Origin of the sequence: Streptomyces sp. NPDC017448 (assembly GCF_044330565.1) — a bacterium.
GTDB lineage: Bacteria > Actinomycetota > Actinomycetes > Streptomycetales > Streptomycetaceae > Streptomyces.
Window position 1 is genome coordinate 942,580 of the sequence record NZ_JBIRLM010000001.1, and the last position, 21,634, is coordinate 964,213.

General features: G+C 75.3%; 20 protein-coding genes. 12 read left to right on the plus strand and 8 right to left on the minus strand.

Annotated elements, in window-relative coordinates:
• Positions 1 to 53 precede the first annotated feature (53 nt).
• Entirely contained in the window at positions 54 to 1,334 is a 1,281-nt protein-coding gene (locus tag ACH4K1_RS04200; protein WP_398086392.1) for an MFS transporter, read from the minus strand.
• A gap of 241 nt (positions 1,335 to 1,575) precedes the next feature.
• On the opposite strand from ACH4K1_RS04200, the gene ACH4K1_RS04205 reads away from it, so the two are divergent.
• The 5 genes from ACH4K1_RS04205 (at position 1,576) to ACH4K1_RS04225 (ending at position 9,616) form a co-directional block, all read left to right on the plus strand.
• The gene (locus tag ACH4K1_RS04205) at positions 1,576 to 2,553 is read left to right on the plus strand and encodes an ArsR/SmtB family transcription factor (protein WP_398086395.1); all 978 of its coding nucleotides are present in this window, start codon (positions 1,576 to 1,578) and stop codon (positions 2,551 to 2,553) included.
• Positions 2,554 to 2,761: 208 nt separating this feature from the next.
• Positions 2,762 to 5,437, plus strand: coding sequence for a class III lanthionine synthetase LanKC (lanKC, locus tag ACH4K1_RS04210; protein ID WP_398086398.1), 2,676 nt, complete (start codon positions 2,762 to 2,764; stop codon positions 5,435 to 5,437).
• A 43-nt stretch (positions 5,438 to 5,480) separates the two neighbouring features.
• On the plus strand, positions 5,481 to 5,612 hold the full coding sequence (locus tag ACH4K1_RS04215; protein ID WP_003966507.1) for a SapB/AmfS family lanthipeptide: 132 nt from the start codon (positions 5,481 to 5,483) through the stop codon (positions 5,610 to 5,612).
• Between the two features lie 204 nt (positions 5,613 to 5,816).
• The gene (locus ACH4K1_RS04220; protein ID WP_398086401.1) at positions 5,817 to 7,562 is read left to right on the plus strand and encodes an ATP-binding cassette domain-containing protein; all 1,746 of its coding nucleotides are present in this window, start codon (positions 5,817 to 5,819) and stop codon (positions 7,560 to 7,562) included.
• Positions 7,563 to 7,567: 5 nt separating this feature from the next.
• Positions 7,568 to 9,616 (plus strand): ATP-binding cassette domain-containing protein, encoded by a 2,049-nt coding sequence (locus ACH4K1_RS04225; RefSeq protein WP_398086607.1) that lies wholly within the window; start codon positions 7,568 to 7,570, stop codon positions 9,614 to 9,616.
• On the opposite strand, the gene ACH4K1_RS04230 is transcribed toward ACH4K1_RS04225, so the two are convergent.
• The 3 genes from ACH4K1_RS04230 to ACH4K1_RS04240 all read right to left on the minus strand — a co-directional run bounded on the left by ACH4K1_RS04230 (position 9,585) and on the right by ACH4K1_RS04240 (position 12,541).
• On the minus strand, positions 9,585 to 10,190 hold the full coding sequence (locus ACH4K1_RS04230) for a LuxR C-terminal-related transcriptional regulator (protein WP_398086403.1): 606 nt from the start codon (positions 10,188 to 10,190) through the stop codon (positions 9,585 to 9,587). The genes ACH4K1_RS04225 and ACH4K1_RS04230 overlap by 32 nt on opposite strands.
• A 289-nt stretch (positions 10,191 to 10,479) precedes the next feature.
• Positions 10,480 to 11,361: a transglutaminase-like domain-containing protein gene (locus ACH4K1_RS04235; RefSeq protein ID WP_398086406.1), complete on the minus strand. Its 882-nt coding sequence runs from the start codon at positions 11,359 to 11,361 to the stop codon at positions 10,480 to 10,482.
• 184 nt (positions 11,362 to 11,545) lie between these two features.
• A complete protein-coding gene (locus ACH4K1_RS04240) occupies positions 11,546 to 12,541 on the minus strand; it encodes a GNAT family N-acetyltransferase (protein ID WP_398086408.1) in 996 nt (331 codons plus the stop codon).
• Positions 12,542 to 12,658: 117 nt separating this feature from the next.
• On the opposite strand from ACH4K1_RS04240, the gene fdxA reads away from it, so the two are divergent.
• Both fdxA and dapC read left to right on the plus strand, forming a co-directional pair.
• Positions 12,659 to 12,979: a ferredoxin gene (fdxA, locus tag ACH4K1_RS04245; protein WP_018956287.1), complete on the plus strand. Its 321-nt coding sequence runs from the start codon at positions 12,659 to 12,661 to the stop codon at positions 12,977 to 12,979.
• A gap of 141 nt (positions 12,980 to 13,120) precedes the next feature.
• Positions 13,121 to 14,215: a succinyldiaminopimelate transaminase gene (gene dapC, locus ACH4K1_RS04250; RefSeq protein WP_398086409.1), complete on the plus strand. Its 1,095-nt coding sequence runs from the start codon at positions 13,121 to 13,123 to the stop codon at positions 14,213 to 14,215.
• 66 nt (positions 14,216 to 14,281) lie between these two features.
• Here the strand turns inward: dapC and ACH4K1_RS04255 are convergent, their stop codons facing one another.
• Both ACH4K1_RS04255 and ACH4K1_RS04260 read right to left on the minus strand, forming a co-directional pair.
• Positions 14,282 to 14,722: an ATP-binding protein gene (locus ACH4K1_RS04255; RefSeq protein WP_398086411.1), complete on the minus strand. Its 441-nt coding sequence runs from the start codon at positions 14,720 to 14,722 to the stop codon at positions 14,282 to 14,284.
• 290 nt (positions 14,723 to 15,012) lie between these two features.
• Positions 15,013 to 15,939 carry a hypothetical protein gene (locus ACH4K1_RS04260; protein ID WP_398086414.1) on the minus strand — a complete coding sequence of 309 codons (927 nt, stop codon included), beginning with the start codon at positions 15,937 to 15,939 and terminating at the stop codon, positions 15,013 to 15,015.
• A gap of 61 nt (positions 15,940 to 16,000) precedes the next feature.
• Between ACH4K1_RS04260 and dapE the strand changes: the two genes are divergently transcribed.
• Complete coding sequence (gene dapE, locus ACH4K1_RS04265) at positions 16,001 to 17,080, plus strand: succinyl-diaminopimelate desuccinylase (RefSeq protein WP_398086417.1); 1,080 nt, start codon at positions 16,001 to 16,003, stop codon at positions 17,078 to 17,080.
• A 103-nt stretch (positions 17,081 to 17,183) separates the two neighbouring features.
• A complete protein-coding gene (locus tag ACH4K1_RS04270) occupies positions 17,184 to 17,969 on the plus strand; it encodes a TIGR00730 family Rossman fold protein (protein ID WP_398086420.1) in 786 nt (261 codons plus the stop codon).
• Between the two features lie 186 nt (positions 17,970 to 18,155).
• Here the strand turns inward: ACH4K1_RS04270 and folP are convergent, their stop codons facing one another.
• Entirely contained in the window at positions 18,156 to 19,028 is an 873-nt protein-coding gene (gene folP / locus ACH4K1_RS04275) for a dihydropteroate synthase (protein ID WP_398086423.1), read from the minus strand.
• A gap of 118 nt (positions 19,029 to 19,146) precedes the next feature.
• Between folP and ACH4K1_RS04280 the strand changes: the two genes are divergently transcribed.
• Both ACH4K1_RS04280 and ACH4K1_RS04285 read left to right on the plus strand, forming a co-directional pair.
• A complete protein-coding gene (locus ACH4K1_RS04280; protein ID WP_398086425.1) occupies positions 19,147 to 19,644 on the plus strand; it encodes a DivIVA domain-containing protein in 498 nt (165 codons plus the stop codon).
• On the plus strand, positions 19,641 to 20,237 hold the full coding sequence (locus ACH4K1_RS04285; protein ID WP_398086428.1) for a DNA-3-methyladenine glycosylase I: 597 nt from the start codon (positions 19,641 to 19,643) through the stop codon (positions 20,235 to 20,237). Before ACH4K1_RS04280 ends, ACH4K1_RS04285 begins: the two co-directional genes overlap by 4 nt.
• A 44-nt stretch (positions 20,238 to 20,281) precedes the next feature.
• Here the strand turns inward: ACH4K1_RS04285 and ACH4K1_RS04290 are convergent, their stop codons facing one another.
• Positions 20,282 to 21,094, minus strand: coding sequence for an enoyl-CoA hydratase/isomerase family protein (locus ACH4K1_RS04290; RefSeq protein ID WP_398086431.1), 813 nt, complete (start codon positions 21,092 to 21,094; stop codon positions 20,282 to 20,284).
• Positions 21,095 to 21,410: 316 nt separating this feature from the next.
• On the opposite strand from ACH4K1_RS04290, the gene ACH4K1_RS04295 reads away from it, so the two are divergent.
• Positions 21,411 to 21,578 carry a DUF3117 domain-containing protein gene (locus ACH4K1_RS04295; RefSeq protein WP_003966491.1) on the plus strand — a complete coding sequence of 56 codons (168 nt, stop codon included), beginning with the start codon at positions 21,411 to 21,413 and terminating at the stop codon, positions 21,576 to 21,578.
• Positions 21,579 to 21,634 lie beyond the last annotated feature (56 nt).

Sequence of the window (21,634 nt, forward strand, 5' to 3'; positions counted from 1 at the left end):
GGCCTCCTTCTGGCTGCGTCCGCTTCCGTCCCGGCCGGGCCTGGTCTCGTCGCTCAACTCGTCTCCTGCGTCCGGTGTGTGGGGGGGTGTGCGGGGCGCTCGGGGTGCGCGGGCGCCGGGGCCCCGCTCCCCGGAGGCGTGCCGTCCGCTCCGGGCGGCCCGCCCCTCCCGCTCCGGTAACGATCGCCCAGCCCCGGGGCCAGCGCCAGTGTCACCGCCGCCGAGAGTCCCGCGACCACCGCCATTCCCGTCGCGGGCGAGGTCAGCTGGGCGATGCCGCCCGCCACGGCCGCCCCCACCCCCTGCATCGCCAGCGTGCCCGAGGAGCTGAGCCCGAGCGCCTGGCCGCTCAGGTCGGGCGGGGTGAGCGCCAGCAGCCGTTCCTGGAGCAGCAGGCCCGCGGCGAAGCCCACACTGGCCAGGGCCACCAACGCCAAGGCGAGCGGCAGCCCCGGCCGCAGCGCGAAGAGCAGGTACGGGGCGGCCAGCAGCAGCCGCAGCGGCGCGCCGAGCCGGGCGCGCCACCGGGCCGTGACGAACCGCCCGACCAGCGTGTCCCCGACCAGCATCCCCAGGGCCCCACAGGCGAAGAGGACCCCGGCGTGGGCGGGGGCGTACGCCACGTACAGGGACTCGCAGCCGACGACGAGCCCGTTGGGCACCCACAGCGCCAGGAACACGTACCGGCGCGGTACGGACGACCAGAGCAGCACGTTCGTCCGCCGGGTCTCGCGGACGGAGGGCCGGCCGGCGGCCCGGGGCGGCCGGGCCGACAGCCCGAGCCGGGTCACGGCCGCCGCGACGACGTACAGGGCCGCCCCCACCAGCAGCGTGCCGCGCGCCGAGACCACCGCCACCAGCGCCCCGCCCACCGCGAACCCGCAGATCTGCATCGCGCCGCCCGTCATGTTGAGCACCGACCGGCCGATCAGGTACCCCTCGCGCGGCACGACCTCGTTGAGCAGCCCGTACCGCACGCCCCCGCCCGGCGCTCCGGCCGCCCCGACCACCAGCAGCACCGCGAACGCCCCCCACAGCGGCAGTCCCGGCACGGCCTGCACGCAGGCGGCCACCGCCGACAGCAGGGCGAGCGCGGTCAGCGTGGCTCTCGGCGGCAGCCGGTCCGCCGCCGACAGCATCGTGAGCGCCCCGGCCACCTGGGCCAGCGACGGACCGAACATCGCCAGCGCCGACAGCAGGGGCGAACCCGTACGCGTGTACACGAGGGTGGCCAGCGCCAGGCCGGTCGCGGTCTGGGCGGCCGTCTGGACCGAGACGGCCGCGAAGAAGGGGGTGAACTCCGGGGTCCGGAACAGTTCGCGGTAGGTGCGCATGGGCGGAGTCTCCGACGCCGCCGCCGGAGCCGTTACAGTTTCGCGCGGACGCGAAAGCCCGGGGGCGGCCGGTGGGGCGGAGGTCCCAGGGAACCCGGGCCGGGGCCTTCGCCGGGCCGCCGCGGACAGCGCGGGCGGGGCGGTCGGGCCGCCCTGGCGAGGAGTGCGGTCGGGCGGCCACGGGGAGCAGGACGGTCGGGCGGCCACGGCGAGCAGAGCGGGAACGGGGCGGTGGGCGGGGATGGGCTGGTGGCAGGTGGGCGCCGACACGCTCGCGGGCAGCCGCTTCGTCATCTCGCCGCTCGCGGAGGCCGTCGCCGGTCTGATGCTCCTGGAGCGGGCCGCCGCCGCGCATCCGGGGGAGCGCGCCTGGCTCGACGCCCATCTGCCCGCCTACCGGCGGCGGGCGGCCGACGACCCGGTCTCCGCGCTGGTGGTCCGGTCCGCCCTCGCGCCCCGCTGGACCGCCGACTTCCTCGCTTTCGCACCGGTCCCCGCCCCGCCCGGCCAGGCCCCGCCCCCCTTCGCCGAGGAGCTGGCGCGGATGCGGGCCACCCCGCCCGAACAGGCCCGTGCCGACCTGGCGGTGACGCTGGGCGGACCGCTGCCCGCCGCCCTCGACCGGGACGACCTGGCCGAACGCGCCGCCGACGCCGTGGAGTGGGTCTGGACGCACACCGTGCTCCCCGACTGGCCGAGGCGGCGGCGGGTGCTCGAGGCCGACGTGGTCGCGCGTACGGCCCAACTGGGCCGGGGCGGCTGGGCCGAGGCGCTCAACGGCATGCGCCCCGGTATCCGCTGGCTCGGCGGGAGCCGCCTCCAGATCAACGCCTACGACAACCCGCCCCGTGAACTGGGCAGCGCCCAACTGCTGTTCGTCCCCGTCACCCCGCACCGGTGCTGGGTCGGATGGGACATTCCGCACCGGTACGCGCTGGTGTACCCGTGCTCCGGTGCGCTCGCCGAGGCCGGGCACGGCCCCGTACCGACGGCGCTGGGGGCGCTGCTCGGCCCGGCGCGGGCGGCCGTCCTGGTCCTGCTCGCCTCCCCGCTCAGCACGACGCAACTCGTCGCGCTGACCGGCCAGGGGCTGGGTTCGGTCGGCCGCCATCTGCGGATCCTGCGGGACGCCGGTCTGGTCCGCCGACGCCGCGCGGGCCGCTCGGTGCTCTATTTCCGTACCGAAGCGGGCGACGTCCTGGTGCGTGGCGCGGGCTGAACGGCGCCGGAAGCGCCGGCCGTGCGCCCCCGCACGCCCCCGGCCCGTACCTGCGCGGGAAGGGAAACGCACCGGTCCGCGGTGCACTTCGCATGTGCGGTGACGGTTGGCGTGCATGTGCGACTGGTGACAACCGTGACTATGGGCAGCACTCATCGTTGTGACAACTTCTCTCTCGCCGCGACCGAACCGAGCGAGGGGAACGTGCGTGAATCCGGAGTACGCCGCGTACTGCCAGGCGGACCGCCGCTTCTACGACGCACCCCACCGCGCCCTCGGACCGGCCGGGAACGGCGACGAGGAGCAGGCGTTCTACTCGGCCGTCCGCGGCTCCGCCCCCCGGGGGTGGACCCGCTCCCGGCGCGGTGACTGGCTCTCCTACAGCCCCGACGGGCTGCGGCTGCCGCCCCAGGGCTGGAAGCTCCACATATCCGCCGCCCTCGACAACGCGGACTCCGTGCTGGAGCGGGTCGTCGCCCACTGCCTGGCGCAGCGGCTGGCCTTCAAGTGCGTGCCCGGACCCGGGCTGCTGGCGCTGCGGAACGCCAAGTACGCGGACCGGGCGGGCAGCGGGAAGTTCATCACCGTGTACCCGCCGTCCGACGAGGCGTTCCCCGAGGTGTGCACCGCCCTGATGAAGCTGCTGGAGGGCGAGCACGGCCCGTACATCCTGAGCGACCTGCGGTGCGGGAACGGCCCCGTGCACACCCGGTACGGGGCGTTCGCCGCCCGCTTCTGCTCCGGTCCGGACGGGCGGCCCGTGCCCGCCGTGGCCGACCCCCGGGGCCGGCTCGTCCCGGACGACCGGGGGCCCGCCTTCCGCGTCCCGTCCTGGGTGACCCCGCCCGGCTTCCTGGCCCCGCACCTCGAAGCCCGTGCCGCCGTGGGCCTCGCCGGCCTCCCGTACACCGTGGAGAAGGCGCTGCACTTCTCCAACGGCGGCGGGGTCTACCTCGGACGCGACACCCGCACCGACGAGCAGGTCGTCCTCAAGGAGGCCCGCCCGTACGCCGGTCTGGCCGCCGACGGGGCGGACGCCGTCGCCCGGCTGGACCGTGAACGGACCGCCCTGGAGCACCTGGCGGGGCTGGAGTGCGTACCGGCGGTCCGGGACGTGTTCGAGGTCGGCGACCACCACTTCCTGGTCCTGCAGTACATGCCCGGAGCCACCCTCAACACCGTCTTCGCCCGCCGCTTCCCGCTCGCCCGGCAGCACCCGTCGCCCGAACTGCTCGCCGAACACGCGGCGTGGGCCGAGGAGGTCTACGGGCAGATCGAGCGCGCCGTCGAGGCGGTGCACGCCCGGGGCATCGTCATCAGCGACCTGCACATGAGCAACGTCATGGTCGACGAGGAGAGCTCCCGCATCAGCCTGCTCGACTTCGAGGCGGCCTTCCCGGCGGCCGACCGCCGCCGCCAGATCGTCGCCAACCCGGCCTTCGTCGCCCCGGCCGACCGGCGCGGCACCGACATCGACCGGTACGCGCTGGCCTGTCTGCGGCTCGCGCTGTACCTGCCGCTCACCACCCTGTTCGGCATCGACCGCACCAAGGCGGCCGGGCTCGCCCACGACATCGCCCGCGTCTTCCCGGTCGCGGAGGAGGCGCTGCGCCCGGCGGTCGCGGAGATCCTGCGCGGGGCGGGGGAGACGGGCAGCCGGGACGCGTCGGCGCCGGCCCCGGCTGCGGCACCCGGTTCCGCCTCCGGCCGCCCCGCCCCCGGCCCCTCCGCCTCCGACCTCCGGGAGTGGCCGCGCGGCCGGGACGCGCTGGTCCGGGCCATCACCGCCTCCCGCACCCCGGAGCGCGACGACCGCTGCTTCCCCGGGGACATCGCCCAGTTCGCCACGGCCACCGGCGGCCAGTCCCTCGCGTACGGGGCGGCCGGGGTGCTCTACGCCCTCCACGAGACCGGTGCCCCGCCCTGCCCGGAGGCCGAGGACTGGCTCCTGCGGCACGCCAAGGCCCCGGCGTCCGGCAGCCCCCTCGGCTTCTACGACGGGCTCACCGGCATCGCCTGGACCCTGCACCGGATCGGCCGCACCGCCGAGGCCGCCGACCTCCTCCGGATCATCCTCGACCAGCCGCTGGAGGGCCTGGCCCCCGGCCTGCACAACGGGTACGCGGGCATCGGCCTCGCCCTCGACGACCTGGCCCGCACCGCCGCCGCCGACGCCCCGGCGCTCTCCGCCGCGGCGGACCGCTGCACCGCCCTCGCCGCCCGCGCGCTCACCGAGGGACCGCCCTCGCCCCGCACCGGGCTGCTGCACGGCGCGAGCGGCGTCGCCCTGCTGCTGGTGCGCCGGTACGAGGCCACCGGCGACAGCACCCTCCTCGACCTGGCCGCCGCCGCGCTCCACCGCGACCTGGAGCGGTGCCGGACCGGCGACGACGGCGCACTCCTGGTCGTCGAGGGCAGACGGCTGATGCCGTACCTCGGCTCGGGCAGCGCCGGGATCGCGGCCGTCGTCGACGCCTACCTGGCCCAGCGCCCGGACCCCGCGCTCGAAGAGGCGGGCCGCGCCCTCCTGCCGGCCGCCCGCTCCGCCTTCTACGTGCAGCCGGGACTGTTCCGGGGCTCCGCCGGACTCCTCGCCCACCTCGCGGCCACCCCGCTCTGCGAGGGGGCCGACCGGCAGCGGGCGATCGACCGCCACCTCGACCTGCTGGGCAGCCACGTACTGGCGTACGGCGGCGGACTCGCCTTCCCCGGCGAGCAGTTGATGCGCCTGTCGATGGACCTGGCCACCGGGACCGCCGGCGTGCTGCTCGCCCTGGCCGCCGCACACGGCGTCCCCGTCGGACTTCCCTTCCTGCCCGCCGCCCCGGCGGCGCACCCCGGCCGCCTCGGCGGCCCCACGGACCGGCCCCTCCAGGGGTCGTAGCAACACCGTTCTGTACGACAACCGTCCCCGAAAGGACATCATCATGGCGCTTCTCGACCTTCAGGCGATGGACACCCCGGCCGAGGACTCGTTCGGCGAGCTCGCCACGGGCAGCCAGGTCTCGCTGCTGGTCTGTGAGTACAGCTCCCTCAGCGTGGTCCTCTGCACCCCGTGATCCACCCCGGCCGGCCCGTCGGTGATCACCACCGGCGGGCCGGCCGGCCACGTTCCCGTGCCACATGCACCCGAACCCCGCTCCTCCGGGGGCCGTCCGACCGGCCGGACCAGCGACCCGGGGCCCCGCCCAGGGCTGTCCCGCCCCTCCGATGACGGCTCCGGCCCCCTCGGGCGACCGTCCCGCCGACCGGAAAGGCGACCCGTGCCGCTGTACCCCCGCCCGGTCCGCGCGTCCGGCGTCCGGCGGCTCGCCCGGCGGCATCCGGCCGCCCTCGCCTGGCTGTTCCTCTGCTCCACCGGCGGCGCGCTCGCCGCCCTCGCCCTGCCCGCCACCCTCGGCCACACCGTCGACCGGCTCGTCTCCGGCGGGCCCGTGCCCTGGTCCGGGCTGCTGCTCTGCGCCGCGCTGACCCTCGCCGAGACCGGCTTCGACGCGGCGGCCGCCGTGACCGGCACGACCACCACCGCCCGGCTCACCGCGTCCCTGCGCGCCCGCACCGCCGCCCGCCTCCTGGCCGCCGAACCCCGCCGCGCCCTCGCCCTGCCCACCGGCGACCTCACCGCCCGGCTCACCGCCCGCACCGCCGACGCCGCCTCCGCGCCCGCCACCGCCGCCGGAGCCGTCGCGGGCGTCCTGCTCCCGCTGGGCGCGCTCGGCGGCCTCCTCCTCATCGACGTGTGGACGGCCGCCGCCCTCCTGGTGGGCGCACCCCTCCTCGTCCTCCTGCTGCGCGCCTTCACCCGGGGGACCGCCGACGCCGGGGCCGACTACCAGCGCGCCCAGTCGCTCATCGCCCACCGGCTCACCGAGGCGCTGGAAGGCGCCGACACCATCCGCGCCGCCCGCACCGCCGCCCGCGAACACCGCCGCGTCCTGGAGCCCCTGGCCGTCCTCGCCGAACACGGCCGACGCACCTGGGAGGTGTACGGGCGGGCGGTCGGCCGCAGCGGGCTTCTGCTGCCCCTGCTCATGCTGCTGGTCCTCGCGGCCGCCGGACTCCGCCTCGGCGCGGGCGCGATCGGCGTCGGGGAACTGGTCGCCGCCTCCCGCTACGCGAGCCTCGCGGTCGGCATCGGCTCGCTGACCGGCGCGCTCGGCTCGCTGGCCCGCAGCCGCGCCGCCGCCGACGCCCTCGAACCCCTCCTCACCCTCCCTCCGCTGCCGCACCGCGGCCTCGGCCCGGTCCCGGACGCCCCCGGGCGCCTCGAACTCCGGGACGTCGGCGTCGAACAGGACGGCGAACCGCTGCTGACCGGCGTCCACCTGACCGTGCCCGGCGGCACGTCCCTGGCCGTCGTCGGACGCTCCGGCTCCGGCAAGTCGCAGCTGGCCGCGGTCGCCGGGCGGCTGCTGGACCCGGACACCGGCGCCGTGCTGCTGGACGGCGTGCCGATGGACGGCATGGAGCCGGCCCGGCTGCGCCGTGAGGTGGCGTACGCCTTCGCCCGGCCCTCCCTCCCCGGGACCACCGTCGAGGACACGATCGCCTACGGCCCCTGGACCGCCCCGCCCGACGCGGTGCGCGAAGCGGCCCGCGCGGCCCGCGCCGACGGGTTCCTCGCCCTGCTCCCGGACGGCTACGCCACCCCGGTCGCCGACGCCCCGCTCTCCGGCGGCGAGCGCCAACGGCTGGGTCTGGCCCGCGCCTTCGCCCACCCGGGCCGGCTGCTGATCCTCGACGACGCGCTGTCCAGCCTCGACACCGTGACCGAGCACCACGTCCGCCGCGCCCTCGACGCGCAGGCGGGGAGCTGCACCCGGATCATCGTCGCCCATCGGTTGTCCTCGGCCGCGCGGGCGGACCGGGTCGCCTGGCTGGAGGACGGACGGCTCCGCGCGACCGGCCGCCACGACGAGCTGTGGGCGGACCCGGAGTACCGGGCGGTCTTCCGCGGCGGCCCCCCGGACGCCCACCGGGAGCGGGCCGGAGCGGAGGCGGCCCGGTGAACCCGATGAAGGAGCACGACGGCGGGGACGACGGCGTGAACGACGCGGTGCCGCCCACCGGGGGCGGGACCGCGCACGCCGGGGCTCCGCGCCCCCGGCGCGACACCGCCCTGCGCCGCGTCAGCCGGGAGGCCCGGCCCTTCCTGCGGGCGCGCACCGGGGCGGTCCTGCGGCTGGCCGGCTGGTCGCTGCTGGAGTTCGCGCAGACCTTCCTCAGCGGGTACGGGGTCGCCCGCGCCCTCGACGACGGCTTCCTGGCCGGGCGCCCGGCGGCCGGCCTCCTCTGGCTGGCCGTCGCCGCGGTCGCCGTCCTGCCCTCCGTGCTCGCCGCCCGCGGGGTGTTCGGCCGGCTCGCGGACCTGGTGGAGCCGCTGCGCGACGGACTGGTCCGGCGCGCCGTGTCCCGGGCGCTGTCCGGCGCACTCGGCCGCTCCGGCGACGTCAGCACCCGGTCCCTCTCCCAGGTCACCCATCAGAGTGAGATCGCCCGGGACGGCTGGGCCGGACTGGTCCTGACGCTGCGCTCGTTCGCGTTCACCGCCGCCGGGGCCGTCACCGGCCTGCTCGCCCTCTCGCCCGCCCTCCTCCTGATCGTCCTGCCGCCGCTGGTCGTGGGGTCCGCCCTCTTCCTCGCCACCCTGCCGCCCATGGCCGCCCGCCAGCGCGCCTACCTCGCCGCCGACGAGGCGTACGCGGCGCACGCGGGCGAGCTGGCCGCCTCCGTGCGCGACATCGCCGCCGCCGGGGCCGCCGAGCGGACCGTGGAGGAGTCCGGATCCCTGGCCGCCGCCCAGCTCGCCGCCTCCCGGTCGCTGGCCCGCTGGTCGGCCGTACGGGTGCTGGCGCTCGCCGTCTGCGGCCGGTTCCCCCCGCTCCTGCTGCTCCTGGGAGCGCCCTGGCTGCTGCGGAACGGGCTGACCCCGGGCGCGCTCGTCGGCGCGCTGACCTATCTCACCCAGGCGCTCGCCCCCGCCGTCCAGGCGCTGATGACGATGCTGGGCACGGCCGGGGGCCGCCTCGTCGTGGTCCTGGACCGCTTCACGGACGCGCCGCCCCCGCCCGCCGACGACCCGCCGCCCGCCGCCGTCCCCCCGCCGTCCCGCGGAGCCCCGGTCGTCGAACTCCACGAGGCCACCTTCGCGTACGGCCCCCGCGCCCACCCCGTCCTGGACCGGCTCTCCCTGACGGTCGGGGAGGGGGAGCACCTGGCGGTCGTCGGACCGAGCGGCAGCGGCAAGTCCACCCTGGCCGCCGTCCTCGCCGGGGTCGAACGGCCCACCGGCGGAGCGGTGCGCTGGCGGGGGCGGCCGGTGTGCGAGGCCGACGCCACCTCCGTACGGGTGCTGCTGCCCCAGCACGCCTATGTGTTCAGCGGCACCCTGCGGGACAACCTCCGCTACCTCCGTCCCGACGCCGGCGACCGGGAGATCGCGGCCATGGCGGACGCGATCGGCCTGGAGGCGCTGCTCTCCCGGCTCGGCTCCCTCGACGCGGAGGTCGAACCGGGCCGGCTCTCGCAGGGCGAACGGCAGCTCGTCGCGCTGGGCCGGGCCTACCTCGCCGCGCCGCCCCTGCTGATCCTCGACGAGGCCACCAGCCGGCTCGACCCGGCCGCCGAGGCCCGGGCCGAGCTGGCGTGCGCCGCCCTGCCGGGCGCCCTCGTCGTCGTCGCCCACCGGCTCAGCTCGGCCCGCCGTGCCGGGCGGACCCTGGTGATGGACGGCCCGCGCACCCGGTGCGGCACCCCCGGCGAACTCCTGCTCTCCAGCCCCCTCTACCGCGACCTGGCCGGCCTCTGGGAGCCGGAGGAGGCGGACGCGCCGGGCAGGGACTCCCTACCGGGGGCGGAGGGGGCGGGCACGCCGGGGGAGGCCCTCGTACCGGACGCGGAGGACGCGGAGGACGCGGTGGCCGTCGCCGGTCGGCGCGGGACGGCCGGTACCGGTCAGGACGCGTCGGCCACCGCCGGTCGGGGTACGCCGGGCGAGACCGTCGCACCGGACGAGGAGCGGGAGCCCGGCGTCAGATCCAGCCGGCCTCCTTCGCCCGTCTGATCGCGTCGAGCCGGTTGCGCGCCCCGGACTTGCGGATGGCGGCGGCCAGATAGTTGCGCACCGTCCCCGGCGTCAGATGGAGCCGGTCGGCGATCCCGGCCACGGTGTCGCCCCCCTCGGCCATCGAGAGCACGCTCAGCTCGCGGGGGGATAACGGCATGTCGGCCACCTGGAGCAGACTGAACGCCAGCGACTCGTCGATGTGCCGCCCGCCGTCCGCCAGCTTGTGCATCACCTCGGACAGGTCGTCCACCGGGCGGTACTTGTCGATGTAGCCGAGCGCCCCCGCCTCGTACGCCCGCCGCAGGCCGCGCGGACGGTCGCTGCGGGTGAGCACGGCGAGCGGGTACGGGCCGCCGCGCGGCGCGGTCACCGTCTTCACCTCGTCGAGGACGTCCAGTGCGCCCGGACAGTCGAGGTCGGTGAGGAGCACGTCCGCGCTCGATCCCCCCAAGGCGTCGCGTATCGCACCGTGTTCGGCGGTCCGGACCTCTATACCCGGCCCCGCGCAGAGCAGCGAGGCCAGCGAAGCGCGCCACAACGGCACGGTGTGGACCAGCAGCACGGTTGTCATAGATCTGCCCTCAGTCTTCCTCTTGCGGCCCGCCCAACGCGGAATGCGATGGGTCATGTGCGTCGGGTAACGGTTCCAGTTGAGCGCATGGACCCTCACGTACGCCGACAAACGGGCCGAATAGTGTCCCCGTTGGGCGCGGAAGGGGGCGTTCGGATGTAAAACGGGAGCGCACAGCGCTCGCCGGCCCCTCTGTCTCGCTCTTTCCTGGGTATTCGGGAACCCGTAGGCATCCGTCAGCAGGCCGGGCGCCGGGGAATTCCCGCCGAATGGCCGGTTCGGTGAGGGTTCAGTTGAGGAGGGCGCGCGCTGCGTGGGCCTTGCGCCGGATGTTCTCGGCCGTTGTCGGCTCGATGCCGTCGAGGAGTTCCGCGTACTCCTCCATCTCCGCCGCCCCGCGCAGGAACTCGCCGCGCTGGACCAGGAGCTGGGCGTGCTCGTAGCGCAGCCGCGCCGGACGCGAGGGCAGCAGCAGGGACAACTCCACCGCCCACAGGGCCACATCGGTGCGCTCCGGCCGGGCCGCCGCCCACGCCCGGACGTTGTTCAGGATGCGCAGCACGATCTCCAGCGGGCGCGCGGGCGTCGTCGTCGACGGGTCGAGGGCCGCCCCGGTCGCGCTGGTGACCAGCAGCTCCGCGTCCTGGCCGGTCAGCGGCGCGCCCCCGGCGAACGGGTCGGCCAGCACCGGCTGCTCCGGGTCGCCGAAGCCGACCACGAAGTGACCGGGCAGCGCCACCCCGTACACCGGCGCTCCCGCCCTCCGGGCGACCTCGATCCAGACCACGGAGAGCAGGATCGGCAGCCCCCGGCGGCGGCGCAGCACCTGCTGGAGCAGCGAGGAGTCCAGCCGCTGGTAGTCGGCCGACGAGCCGCCGAAACCGCAGCGCCCGCCCAGCAGTTCGGCCAGCGCCGAGGCCCAGCCGGCGGGGGAGCGGGAGCCGTACGGCAGCAGGCCCGCCAGCCGGTCCAGCTCGATCTGCGCGGCGTCGATGCCGTACGGGTCGGGGTCGGCCTCCCCGGGGACCACCGGGCGGACCTCCGCCGGGCCGACCGGTCCGGCCTCCGCCCCCAGCAGCAGGCACAGCAGGGCGAGGTCCGGCCGCTCGGACCGGGCCTCCTCGGCGAACCGCCGCCGCCGCTCGGCCGCCCCGGAATCCAGCGTGCTCATCTCCGACCCCTGCCCTCGTCCCCGTGCCTGTCCCCGTTCATGTGCGCCCATCCGCCCGCCGTACGGCTGAGGGGCCGTCACCGCCGCTTGCCCGGGCAGCCCTCCGTCGGCCTGCCCGGAGAGCCCGCCCCGGAACCGGTTCCGGGAGTCCGGGGACCGGCTCCGGAAGCCCCGGCGCGTTCCGTCACGCCGAACGGTAGTGGTGGTAGCGGTGGTGGAGCGCGAAGCCCATGCCGTCGTACAGCGCCCGGGCCCCCTCGTTGTCCTCCTCGACCTGGAGCCACGCCGCCGAAGCGCCCTCGTCCAGGGCGCGGCGGGCCAGCGCGGTCATCACGGCGGTCGCGAGTCCGCGCCGCCGCCGCTCCGGGGCCACCTCGACGGCCAGGAACCCCGCCCACCGGCCGTCCACCACGCACCGCCCGATCGCGTCCGGCGCGTCGCCGTCCCCCGCGACCGTGGCGAACCAGACCGAAGGGCCGCTCCTCAGCACGGGCAGCACCTGCGGTCCGGGGGTGGAGAACCGCTGGTAGCGGGAGAGCCAGGCCGCGTCCGGCTCGCGGGTCAGCCGGACCGCCGCTTCGTCCGCAGCCCCGTCACCGACCGGCGCCAGCGCGGCGATCCGCACCTGGGCCGAGACCTCGCGCCGCCAGCCGTGCCGCTCCAGCTCCGCGCACAGGACCTCCTGCGTGCCCGCGGCCCCGGTCGCGGTCTGGACGTACGGGGGCAGCCCCCGCTCCCCGTACCAGGCGCGCACCCGCCCGAGCGCCTCACCGACCGGGAGCCCCGGATCGCCGAGCGGCAGCACGGAGTTGGCGCGCCGGGTGAAACCGGCGGCGGCGCGCAGCCGCCAGTCGCCCAGCGCCTCGCTCTCCACGGGCTGCCAGGCGCGCGCCGTCACGGCGGCCAGCTCCTCGAAGGAGGCGGCGGGCCCGCGTCGGCGGGCCGGCGCGGCGGGCACGACCTTCCCGGCGACGAGGGAGGATTCCACGATGTGGACGGACTCCCCGCTCTTCCGTGTGATCGAGAGCACACCGTCGGTCCATGAGGTGAGCACCCCGACCGTGTCGGTGAACTCCGCGCCCGCGCCGCCGAGATCCGTCCGGCGTCGCACGGACACGCGTTTGCCCACGTCAGCGCGGGTGATGCGAACGTCCAACCGTCCGCCGATCGTGAATTCCACAGCTCTGTCCGCCCCTCCTGTTCGGTTCGTGCCCAAGAACGGAGATACTAGGGGTGGGCATCGACGACGCCGCGCTCCCGCGCGAGAGCCAACGCCCTACCGAGGAGGAACGACAGCGTGACCTACGTCATCGCGCAGCCTTGTGTCGACGTGAAGGACAAGGCCTGCATCGAAGAGTGCCCCGTCGACTGCATCTACGAGGGCCAGCGGTCCTTGTACATCCACCCGGACGAGTGCGTCGACTGTGGAGCGTGTGAGCCGGTCTGCCCGGTCGAGGCCATCTTCTACGAGGACGACACTCCGGAGGAGTGGAAGGACTACTACAAGGCGAACGTCGAGTTCTTCGACGACCTCGGCTCGCCGGGCGGTGCTTCCAAGCTCGGCCTCATCGAGCGCGACCACGCGTTCATCGCCGCACTGCCCCCGCAGAACCAGTAAGCGGCGGCACCACGCGCGGCCCGGTCCCGTACGGCTCGTCCCCGTGCGGGACCGAGGTGTTTTCCGCGCCGGAACATCCCGTACGGGCCCAGGCCGTACGGGAACGCACCGTACGAGATCAGCACGAGAAAGCAGAGCCCCGTGTCCGCAGTCTCCTCCCGCCTCCCGGTCTTCCCCTGGGACAGGCTCGCGCCCTACAAGTCGACCGCCGCGGCCCACCCGGACGGCCTCGTGGACCTGTCGGTCGGCACCCCGGTCGACCCGGTCCCCGACCTGATCCAGCGGGCGCTGGTGGCCGCGTCGGACAGCCCCGGCTATCCGACGGTGTGGGGCACCGAGGAGCTGCGGGACGCGCTCACCGGCTGGGTCGGACGCCGCCTCGGCGCGGTCGGCGTCACGCACGCCAACGTGCTGCCGGTCGTCGGCTCCAAGGAACTGGTGGCCTGGCTCCCGACCCAGCTCGGGCTCGGCGCGGGCGACCAGGTGGCCTACCCCCGGCTCGCCTACCCGACGTACGAGGTCGGCGCACGGCTCTGCGGCGCGGAGCCCGTCGTCTACGACGACCCGACCGAGCTGGACCCGGCCCGGCTGAAGCTGCTCTGGCTCAACTCGCCCTCCAACCCGACCGGCAAGGTGCTCTCCAAGGAGGAGCTGACCCGGATCGTCGCCTGGGCGCGCGAGCACGGCGTCCTGGTCTTCAGCGACGAGTGCTACCTGGAGCTGGGCTGGGACGCCGACCCGGTCTCGGTGCTCCACCCCGACGTCTGCGGCGGCCACTACGACGGCATCGTCGCGGTCCACTCGCTCTCCAAGCGCTCCAACCTGGCCGGATACCGGGCCGCGTTCATCGCGGGCGACGCCGCCGTCCTCGGTGAGCTGCTGCTGATCCGCAAGCACGGCGGGATGATGACGGCCGCCCCCGTCCAGGCGGCCACCGTCGCCGCCCTCGGCGACGAGGCGCACGTGTCCGAGCAGCGCGCCCGGTACGCCGACCGGCGCCTCGCCCTGCGCGCGGCCCTGGAGGCGCACGGTTTCCGGATCGAGCACAGCGAGGCCAGCCTCTACCTGTGGGCGACCCGCGACGAGCCGTGCTGGGACACCGTGGCGTACCTCGCGGAGCGGGGCATCCTGGTCGCGCCGGGTGACTTCTACGGCCCCGCGGGCGCCAACTTCGTCCGGGTGGCCTTCACCGCGACCGACGAGCGGGTGGCGGCGGCGGTCAAGCGCCTGTCCTGACCCGGACGCGCGGGAGGGCCCGAGGAGTGCGCACTCCTCGGGCCCTCCCGCGCGTGCGGCGGTGGATCAGCCGATCGGCAGGCCGTTCAGCGGCAGGCCGCCGGTGGGCAGGCCGCCCTGGGTGAGGGAGCCGGTGGGCAGACCGCCCCCGGCGGCCTCGGCCACCCCGCCCACGGCCTCGCCCGCGCTGCCCGCGGTCCGGCCGGCGGTCTCCTGGACGGCCGGGACGGCCACCTTGGCGGAGCCGCCGACGGCCTTGCCCGCGGCGGGAAGTGCGGTGCCCACGAGCCGGCCGCCGGTCTGCCCGGCCGCCTCGGTGCCCTGGCGGGCGGTGCTGTCGAGGGTGTCGCCGACGCCGGCGCCGTCCAGCGAGGTCAGGCCGCCCAGGTCCGTGGTCTGCGGGAGCTCTGCGGCGCTCGCGGCGCCGGCCGCACCGACCGCGGGGGCCGCGCCTGCGGCGATCAGCAGCGCGGCACGAGCGATCCGACGGGTCAGGGGGAGGGACATGATGCTCCTTCAGCGGGTTGTGCACGAATGCGTCCGTCCGGTGAGCGGACGTCCTGACAACCGCTGCGGGGGCGGGGGAGGTTGCGGTACGCAAAGGTAAAGACTGGGTAATGCGTCCGATTATCCGCAGCGCGGGAACCCGGGCAAACAATCCATACCGCCGTGTACCGATGAACCGTCACTTCTCTTGCGCCGCAAGGGAAACGAGGGGCGGATGCGAGTCTGGGGAAGGGGGTGCGGAAGACGTCCGGGACCAGGGCCCCCGGGGCCCGTACGAGGGATGGGGCGTACTACTGAGCGATCCGGATGCCGACCGTCGCCGTGCCCGTTTCCGAACCCTTCGCGCGTTCTGTCCGCCAGCCCCGGCCGGCCTCCCAAACCCGGTCCGCGTAGCTCACGCGCTCGATCCGCAGCGCCTCGGACTGCGCCACTGCCCAGTGCGCCAGCTCCCAGCCGCGCCGCGGCACGCCCCCGTCCCCGGCCTTCGCCGGGGCCGCCGGTACGGGTACGGAGACGGTCGAGGCGGCGGCGGCCCCCGCGGCCTTCGCGGCGGGCAGCACCTCCTTGCCGAAGGCGCGCACCAGCTCGGCCCGCACCCGCCCCGCGTCCCCGGGGCCGTTCGCCGTGGCGGTGGAGGGGGTGCAGTCCAGTGCGGCGGGCCTGCGCCCGGTCAGCGCGGCCGCCAGCAGCGCGGCGTCCGGCTCGTGCTTCGCGTACGCCTGGGGGAACCCACTGCGCTGCACGCGCTGCGCGGCCACGGTCAGCGGGAGCCGCGAATAGCCGGGGACCTCGGCCAGCCCCTCGTAGAACTTCGTCGACGAGTAGACCGGGTCCATGATCTGCTCCGCGCTGCCCCACCCCTGCGAGGGCCGCTGCTGGAACAGCCCCACCGAGTCCCGGTCGCCGTAGTCGATGTTGCGGAGCGCGGACTCCTGCAGCGCGGTGGCCAGCGCGATCGTCACCGCCCGCTCCGGCATGCCCCGGGTGGTGCCCACCGCGGAGATCGTCGCCGCGTTCACGGCCTGGGCGAGGCTCATCTCGTACCGCTGCGTCCCGCCCTCGTCCCCGTCCCCCGCCTCCACCACGCAGCGCGGCGGATTCCTCGAACCGGAGGAGTCGTACTGCACGGCCAGGTAGCCGCCGAGCGCCGCGAGCACGGCGAGGGCGGCCCCGTAGCGGAGGAGGCGTCGTCGGCGAGGGCTGGCTGTCCTGGGCACGCGCCCACCGTACTGGAGGGTACGGCCGGGGCCGAGATCTCGGTCCCTTAGGGTCGTGGCCATGGCCGACAGCACCCTTGACCTCACCCTGGACGGGCCGGCGCTCACCGCCCGGCTCGTCGACCTCCCCTCGGTCAGCGGGGAGGAGGGGGCGCTCGCCGACGCGATCGAGTCGGCCCTGCGCGCCCTCCCCCACCTCACCGTCGACCGCCACGGCAACAACGTCGTCGCCCGCACGGAGCTGGGCCGCGCCGAGCGCGTCGTCCTCGCCGGGCACATCGACACCGTGCCGATCGCCGACAACGTCCCCTCCCGCCTCGACGGCGACGGGATCCTCTGGGGCTGCGGCACCTCCGACATGAAGTCCGGCGTCGCCGTCCAGCTGCGGATCGCCGCCACGGTCCCCGCCCCCAACCGCGACCTGACCTTCGTCTTCTACGACAACGAAGAGGTCGCCGCCCACCTCAACGGCCTCGGCCACATCGCCGACGCCCACCCCGACTGGCTCGCGGGGGACTTCGCCGTCCTGCTGGAGCCCTCCGACGGCGAGGTCGAGGGCGGCTGCCAGGGCACGCTCCGGGTCCACCTGCGCACCACGGGCGAGCGGGCCCACTCCGCGCGCAGCTGGATGGGGTCCAACGCCGTCCACGCCGCCGCCCCGATCCTGGCGAAGCTCGCCGCGTACGAGCCCCGCCGCCCGGTCATCGACGGCCTCGAGTACCACGAGGGCCTCAACGCGGTGGGCATCGAGGGCGGCGTCGCCACCAACGTCGTCCCGGACGCCTGCACCGTCGTCGTCAACTACCGCTACGCCCCCGACCGCACCGAGGAGGAGGCGATCGCCCACGTCCGCGAGGTCTTCGCGGACTGCGGGGTCGAGGAGATGGTCGTCGACGACCACTCCGGCGCCGCCATGCCCGGTCTCTCCCACCCCGCCGCCCAGGCGTTCATGACCGCGGTCGGCGGCACCGCCCGCCCCAAGTTCGGCTGGACCGACGTCTCCCGCTTCGGCGCGCTCGGCGTCCCCGCCGTGAACTACGGGCCCGGCGACCCCATGTACGCCCACAAGCGCGACGAACACGTGGCCGTCGAGCGGATCACCCACTGCGAGGAGCGGCTGCGCTCCTGGCTGACCAGCTGACGCACGGCATTCCCCCGTACGTAACCCCCGCCGATCTACGCTGGCCGTACGCAGCACGACACGTACGACCCAGCACGACGCAGGTCGGTGGAGGGAGCGGAACATGGGCAACGCCGAGGACGCACGGATTCCCGACGGCGCGGAGGTCCCCGAGGGCGCGGTCAGCCCCGAGGAACAGTGGCTCGGCCCGGTCCTGCGCCGCAGGGAGCAGGTCCAGCCCGGCACGACCGACCAGCGGCTGCTGGACACCGAGGGCGACTCCGAGTGGGTGCACACCGACCCCTGGCGGGTGATGCGCATCCAGTCGGAGTTCGTCGAGGGCTTCGGCGCGCTCGCCGAACTGCCGAGCGCGATCAGCGTCTTCGGCTCGGCCCGCACCCCGGCCGGATCGCCCGAGTACGAGGCCGGGGTGGCGCTCGGCACGGCCCTGGTCGAGGCGGGCTTCGCGGTGATCACCGGCGGCGGACCGGGCGCGATGGAGGCCGCCAACAAGGGCGCCCGGGAGGCCAAGGGCGTCTCGGTCGGCCTCGGCATCGAGCTGCCCTTCGAGTCGGGCCTCAACCCGCACGTCGACATCGGCGTCAACTTCCGCTACTTCTTCGTCCGCAAGACGATGTTCGTGAAGTACGCCCAGGGCTTCGTGGTCCTGCCCGGCGGCCTCGGCACCCTCGACGAACTCTTCGAGGCGCTCACCCTCGTCCAGACCGGCAAGGTCACCCGCTTCCCGATCGTCCTGTTCGGCACGGCCTACTGGGGCGGCCTGGTCGACTGGCTCCGCGAGACGGTGGTCGCCCAGGGCAAGGCGTCGGAGAAGGACCTGCTGCTGTTCCACGTGACGGACGACGTGGAGGAAGCGGTGAGACTGGTGACCAAGGAGGTCGGGCGCTGACTCCCCGCCCTCCCGCGGCCCGAGGAGCGGGGCGCCGGCTCCCGGGCCGGGGCGCCGGGGCCGGCGCCCCGGCGCCCGCCGGGCGGGGGCCTTCCGCGGAGGCGCCGGGCGGGGAGGAGCCTGCTTGCCGAGGCGCCGGGCGGGGGAGGAACCCCCTGCGGAGGCGCCCGGAGGGGAGGGCGCGGCCTACGCCAGCCCCCGGCGCGCCACCGCCGGAGCCCGGCGGCCGGCGATCGACGCCACCATGTCCAGCACCTGTCGCGTCTCCGCCACCTCGTGCACCCGGTACACCCGCGCGCCCAGCCACGCCGAGACCGCCGTCGTCGCCAGCGTGCCGACGAGCCGTTCCTTCACGGGCCGGTCCAGCGTCTCCCCGACGAAGTCCTTGTTGGACAGCGACACCAGCACCGGCCACCCGGTCTCCGCCATCTCCTCCAGCCGCCGCGTCGCCTCCAGCGAGTGCCGGGTGTTCTTCCCGAAGTCGTGGCCCGGGTCGATCATGATCCCGTCCGGCCGCACCCCCAGCTCCACCGCCCGCTCCGCCAGCCCGAGCGTGACCCGCAGGATGTCGGCCATCACGTCCTCGTACGCGATGCGGTGCGGCCGGGTCCGCGGCTGCGCGCCGCCCGCGTGCGTGCACACCAGACCGGCCCCGTACCGCGCGGCGACCTCCGCCAGCTTCGGGTCGACCCCGCCCCACGCGTCGTTCAGCACGTCCGCCCCGGCCTCGCAGACCGCCTCGCCCACCTCGTGCCGCCAGGTGTCCACGCTGATCACCACGTCCGGGTGGCGGCGGCGCACCTCGGCGACGAAGCCGACCGTGCGCCGCGCCTCCTCCTCGGCGGTCACCTCCTCGCCGGGACCGGCCTTCACCCCGCCGACGTCGATGATCGCGGCGCCCTCGGCCACCGCCCGCTCGACCCGCGCGAGCGCCGGCTCGTCGTGGAAGGTGGCGCCCCGGTCGTAGAAGGAGTCCGGGGTCCGGTTCACGATCGCCATGACCACCGGCTCGTGCGGACCGAATTCCCGCCGCCCCAGCCTGAGTGCACCGCTCGGCATCCCGTCTCTCCTCCTCAGATAGTCCGGCTGCGACCCTACGGCCTTTCGTGGGCGGCCCCGACCTGTCGGCGCCGCATGGCACGATCGGACCCGGACGAGGTTTGCCGCCCCCGGGGAGATGCGCGTGTTCTGGTTCTTGCTGCTCACGATGGTCGTGGTCGTCACCGCGGTCACCCTCGCGGTGGTCGGCGGAGGCGGGAGCGCGGTGCTCCAGGACGTACCGCCCGAGCGGTTCACCGATCCGCTGCCCGCCGCCCGCCCGGTCGGCCGGGCGGACATCGACGCCCTGCGCCTGCCGATGGCGCTGCGCGGCTACCGGATGGCCGACGTCGACGAGGCGCTGGCCCGGCTCGGCGCGGAGCTGGCCGAGCGCGACGCCCGGATCGCCGAGCTGGAATCCACCCTGGCCGGGGACCGGGCGGCGGCGGTGACCACGGGCGCCGACCTCTTCAAGCAGCCGGGCGACCGCCCCGCCGAACCCCTCGACCGGGCCGCCGAACCCCTCGGCCGCCCTGCCGAGCCCCTCGACCGGGCCGCCGAGCCCCTCGACCGGCCCACCGGGCCCGCCGCTCGGCCGGACGGCCGGGACGCCGCCGCCGAGGAGGACGGCCGATGAGCGGCGGAGCCCTGCCCGCCCCGGACGGGGAGCCGCGCTGCCCGTGGGGCCTGGCCACCGACGACTACCTCGCCTACCACGACACCGAGTGGGGCCGGGCGGTCCACGGCGACGACGCCCTGTTCGAACGGCTCTCCCTGGAGGCGTTCCAGTCCGGGCTCTCCTGGCTCACGATCCTGCGCCGCCGCGAGACCTTCCGTACCGCCTTCGGGGGATTCCGGATCGAGGCCGTCGCGAGGTTCACCGACGCCGACCGGGAACGGCTCCTGGCCGACCCGGGCATCATCCGGAACAGGGCCAAGGTCGACGCGACCCTCGCCAACGCCCAGGTGCTCGCCGGTTGGGCGGCCGGGGAGCTGGACGAGCTGATCTGGTCCTACGCCCCCGACCCCGCCACCCGGCCCGCCCCGCGCACCCTCGCCGACGTCCCGGCGGTCACGCCCGAGTCCACCGCGCTCGCCAAGGAGCTCAAGAAGCGCTCGATCCGCTTCGTCGGCCCCACCACCGCCTACGCGCTGATGCAGGCGTGCGGGCTGGTCGACGACCACCTCGCGGACTGCGTGGCGCGCGGCGGCGGCAGAGCGCGGGGCTGAGCCGTCCGATCCCGCCGGGCCGGCGGAGCGCGCCGGGCGTGCGGCTACCTCCCGAGGTAGACCGGCTTCTCCTTGGCGAGGAACGCCTCCACCGCGATGGCGTGGTCCTGCGACGCGCCCGCCCGGGTCTGGAGTTCGTCCTCCTTCTCCAGCGCCTCGGCCAGCGAGTGCCCGGCGCCGTACGCCATCGACTCCTTCAGCGCCGCGTACGCCACCGTGGGGCCGGCGGCCAGGGTGCGGGCCACCGCCGCCGCCTGCTCGGCCAGCTCCGCGGCCGGGACGACCCGGTTGACGATGCCCAGCTCCAGCGCCTCCTGCGCGGAGACCGAGCGCGGGAAGAACAGCAGATCGGCGGCGCGGCTCTGCCCGATCAGCCGGGGCAGGGTCCAGGACACGCCCGAGTCGGCGGTGAGGGCGACGCCCGCGAACGAGGTGGTGAAGGAGGCGGTGTCGGCGACGACCCGGTAGTCGGCCGCCAGCGCGAAACCGAATCCGGCGCCGGCCGCGACGCCGTTCACCCCGGCGACCACCGGCTTCGCCATCTCGGTGATCGCCCGCACGATCGGGTTGTAGTGTTCCCGGACCGTGCTCAGCGCGTTCCCCGCGCCCGCCTCGCGGGTGGCCGCGAGCGTGGCGACGTGCTCCTTGAGGTCCTGGCCGACGCAGAAGGCGCGGCCGGTGGCCGTGAGCAGAACGGCCCGGACGCCCGCGTCCGCCGACGCCGTGAGCAGCGCGTCCCGGAGCGCGACCTTCGCCGCGGTGTTCAGCGAGTTCATCGCGTCGGGTCGGTTGAGCGTGATCGTCGCGAGCCCCTCGCTCACGTCGTACAGGACGGTGTTCGCCGGCTCGTCGGCCATTCCGGTATCCCCTCGCTGGTCGGGCATCGTTGCCCCAAGAGGCAAGCATGGCCGATCCGGCGCTGGGCAGATATGTGACCTGCGTCTAACGATTGGCTCTCACCTGGGGGCCCGGGGCCGCGCAGTATCGCAGCCGGATCGCCGAATTGGGGGGTTTTGCGCGAGCGCGTTGCGCAAGCGATGCAGACCGATGTTGGTCATCGGGGTCGTTGATGCGGGATAATGGCGAAGAAGCAATGTGTTCGATGCCGGTGAGGCAGCGCCTGTCATGGGGCCGCCGGTTGCGATTGAGCTGGTTTCAGGAAGGGGAACGAGCATGGCGGCCATGAAGCCGCGGACGGGCGACGGCCCGCTCGAGGTGACCAAGGAGGGGCGGGGCATCGTCATGCGCGTTCCGCTCGAAGGCGGCGGTCGGCTTGTTGTCGAGCTGACTCCGGACGAGGCCGATGCCCTCGGCGACGCGCTGAAGAAGGTCGTCGGCTGACGCGGAACGCTCATCACCTTCACCGCTGCCCCGGTACGGAGCTCCGTACCGGGGCA

What these genes read in the sequence shown, in the direction of transcription:
- ACH4K1_RS04230 (WP_398086403.1), bottom strand. Translation starts at nt 10,190, where the DNA reads ATGACAACCGTGCTGCTGGTCCACACCGTGCCGTTGTGGCGCGCTTCG.
- ACH4K1_RS04290 (WP_398086431.1), bottom strand. Translation starts at nt 21,094, where the DNA reads ATGGCCGACGAGCCGGCGAACACCGTCCTGTACGACGTGAGCGAGGGG.
- ACH4K1_RS04295 (WP_003966491.1), top strand. Translation starts at nt 21,411, where the DNA reads ATGGCGGCCATGAAGCCGCGGACGGGCGACGGCCCGCTCGAGGTGACC.
- ACH4K1_RS04255 (WP_398086411.1), bottom strand. Translation starts at nt 14,722, where the DNA reads ATGTCCCTCCCCCTGACCCGTCGGATCGCTCGTGCCGCGCTGCTGATC.
- ACH4K1_RS04280 (WP_398086425.1), top strand. Translation starts at nt 19,147, where the DNA reads ATGCGCGTGTTCTGGTTCTTGCTGCTCACGATGGTCGTGGTCGTCACC.
- ACH4K1_RS04285 (WP_398086428.1), top strand. Translation starts at nt 19,641, where the DNA reads ATGAGCGGCGGAGCCCTGCCCGCCCCGGACGGGGAGCCGCGCTGCCCG.
- ACH4K1_RS04235 (WP_398086406.1), bottom strand. Translation starts at nt 11,361, where the DNA reads ATGAGCACGCTGGATTCCGGGGCGGCCGAGCGGCGGCGGCGGTTCGCC.
- ACH4K1_RS04270 (WP_398086420.1), top strand. Translation starts at nt 17,184, where the DNA reads ATGGGCAACGCCGAGGACGCACGGATTCCCGACGGCGCGGAGGTCCCC.
- dapE (WP_398086417.1), top strand. Translation starts at nt 16,001, where the DNA reads ATGGCCGACAGCACCCTTGACCTCACCCTGGACGGGCCGGCGCTCACC.
- ACH4K1_RS04215 (WP_003966507.1), top strand. Translation starts at nt 5,481, where the DNA reads ATGGCGCTTCTCGACCTTCAGGCGATGGACACCCCGGCCGAGGACTCG.
- ACH4K1_RS04225 (WP_398086607.1), top strand. Translation starts at nt 7,568, where the DNA reads ATGAAGGAGCACGACGGCGGGGACGACGGCGTGAACGACGCGGTGCCG.
- ACH4K1_RS04205 (WP_398086395.1), top strand. Translation starts at nt 1,576, where the DNA reads ATGGGCTGGTGGCAGGTGGGCGCCGACACGCTCGCGGGCAGCCGCTTC.
- folP (WP_398086423.1), bottom strand. Translation starts at nt 19,028, where the DNA reads ATGCCGAGCGGTGCACTCAGGCTGGGGCGGCGGGAATTCGGTCCGCAC.
- ACH4K1_RS04200 (WP_398086392.1), bottom strand. Translation starts at nt 1,334, where the DNA reads ATGCGCACCTACCGCGAACTGTTCCGGACCCCGGAGTTCACCCCCTTC.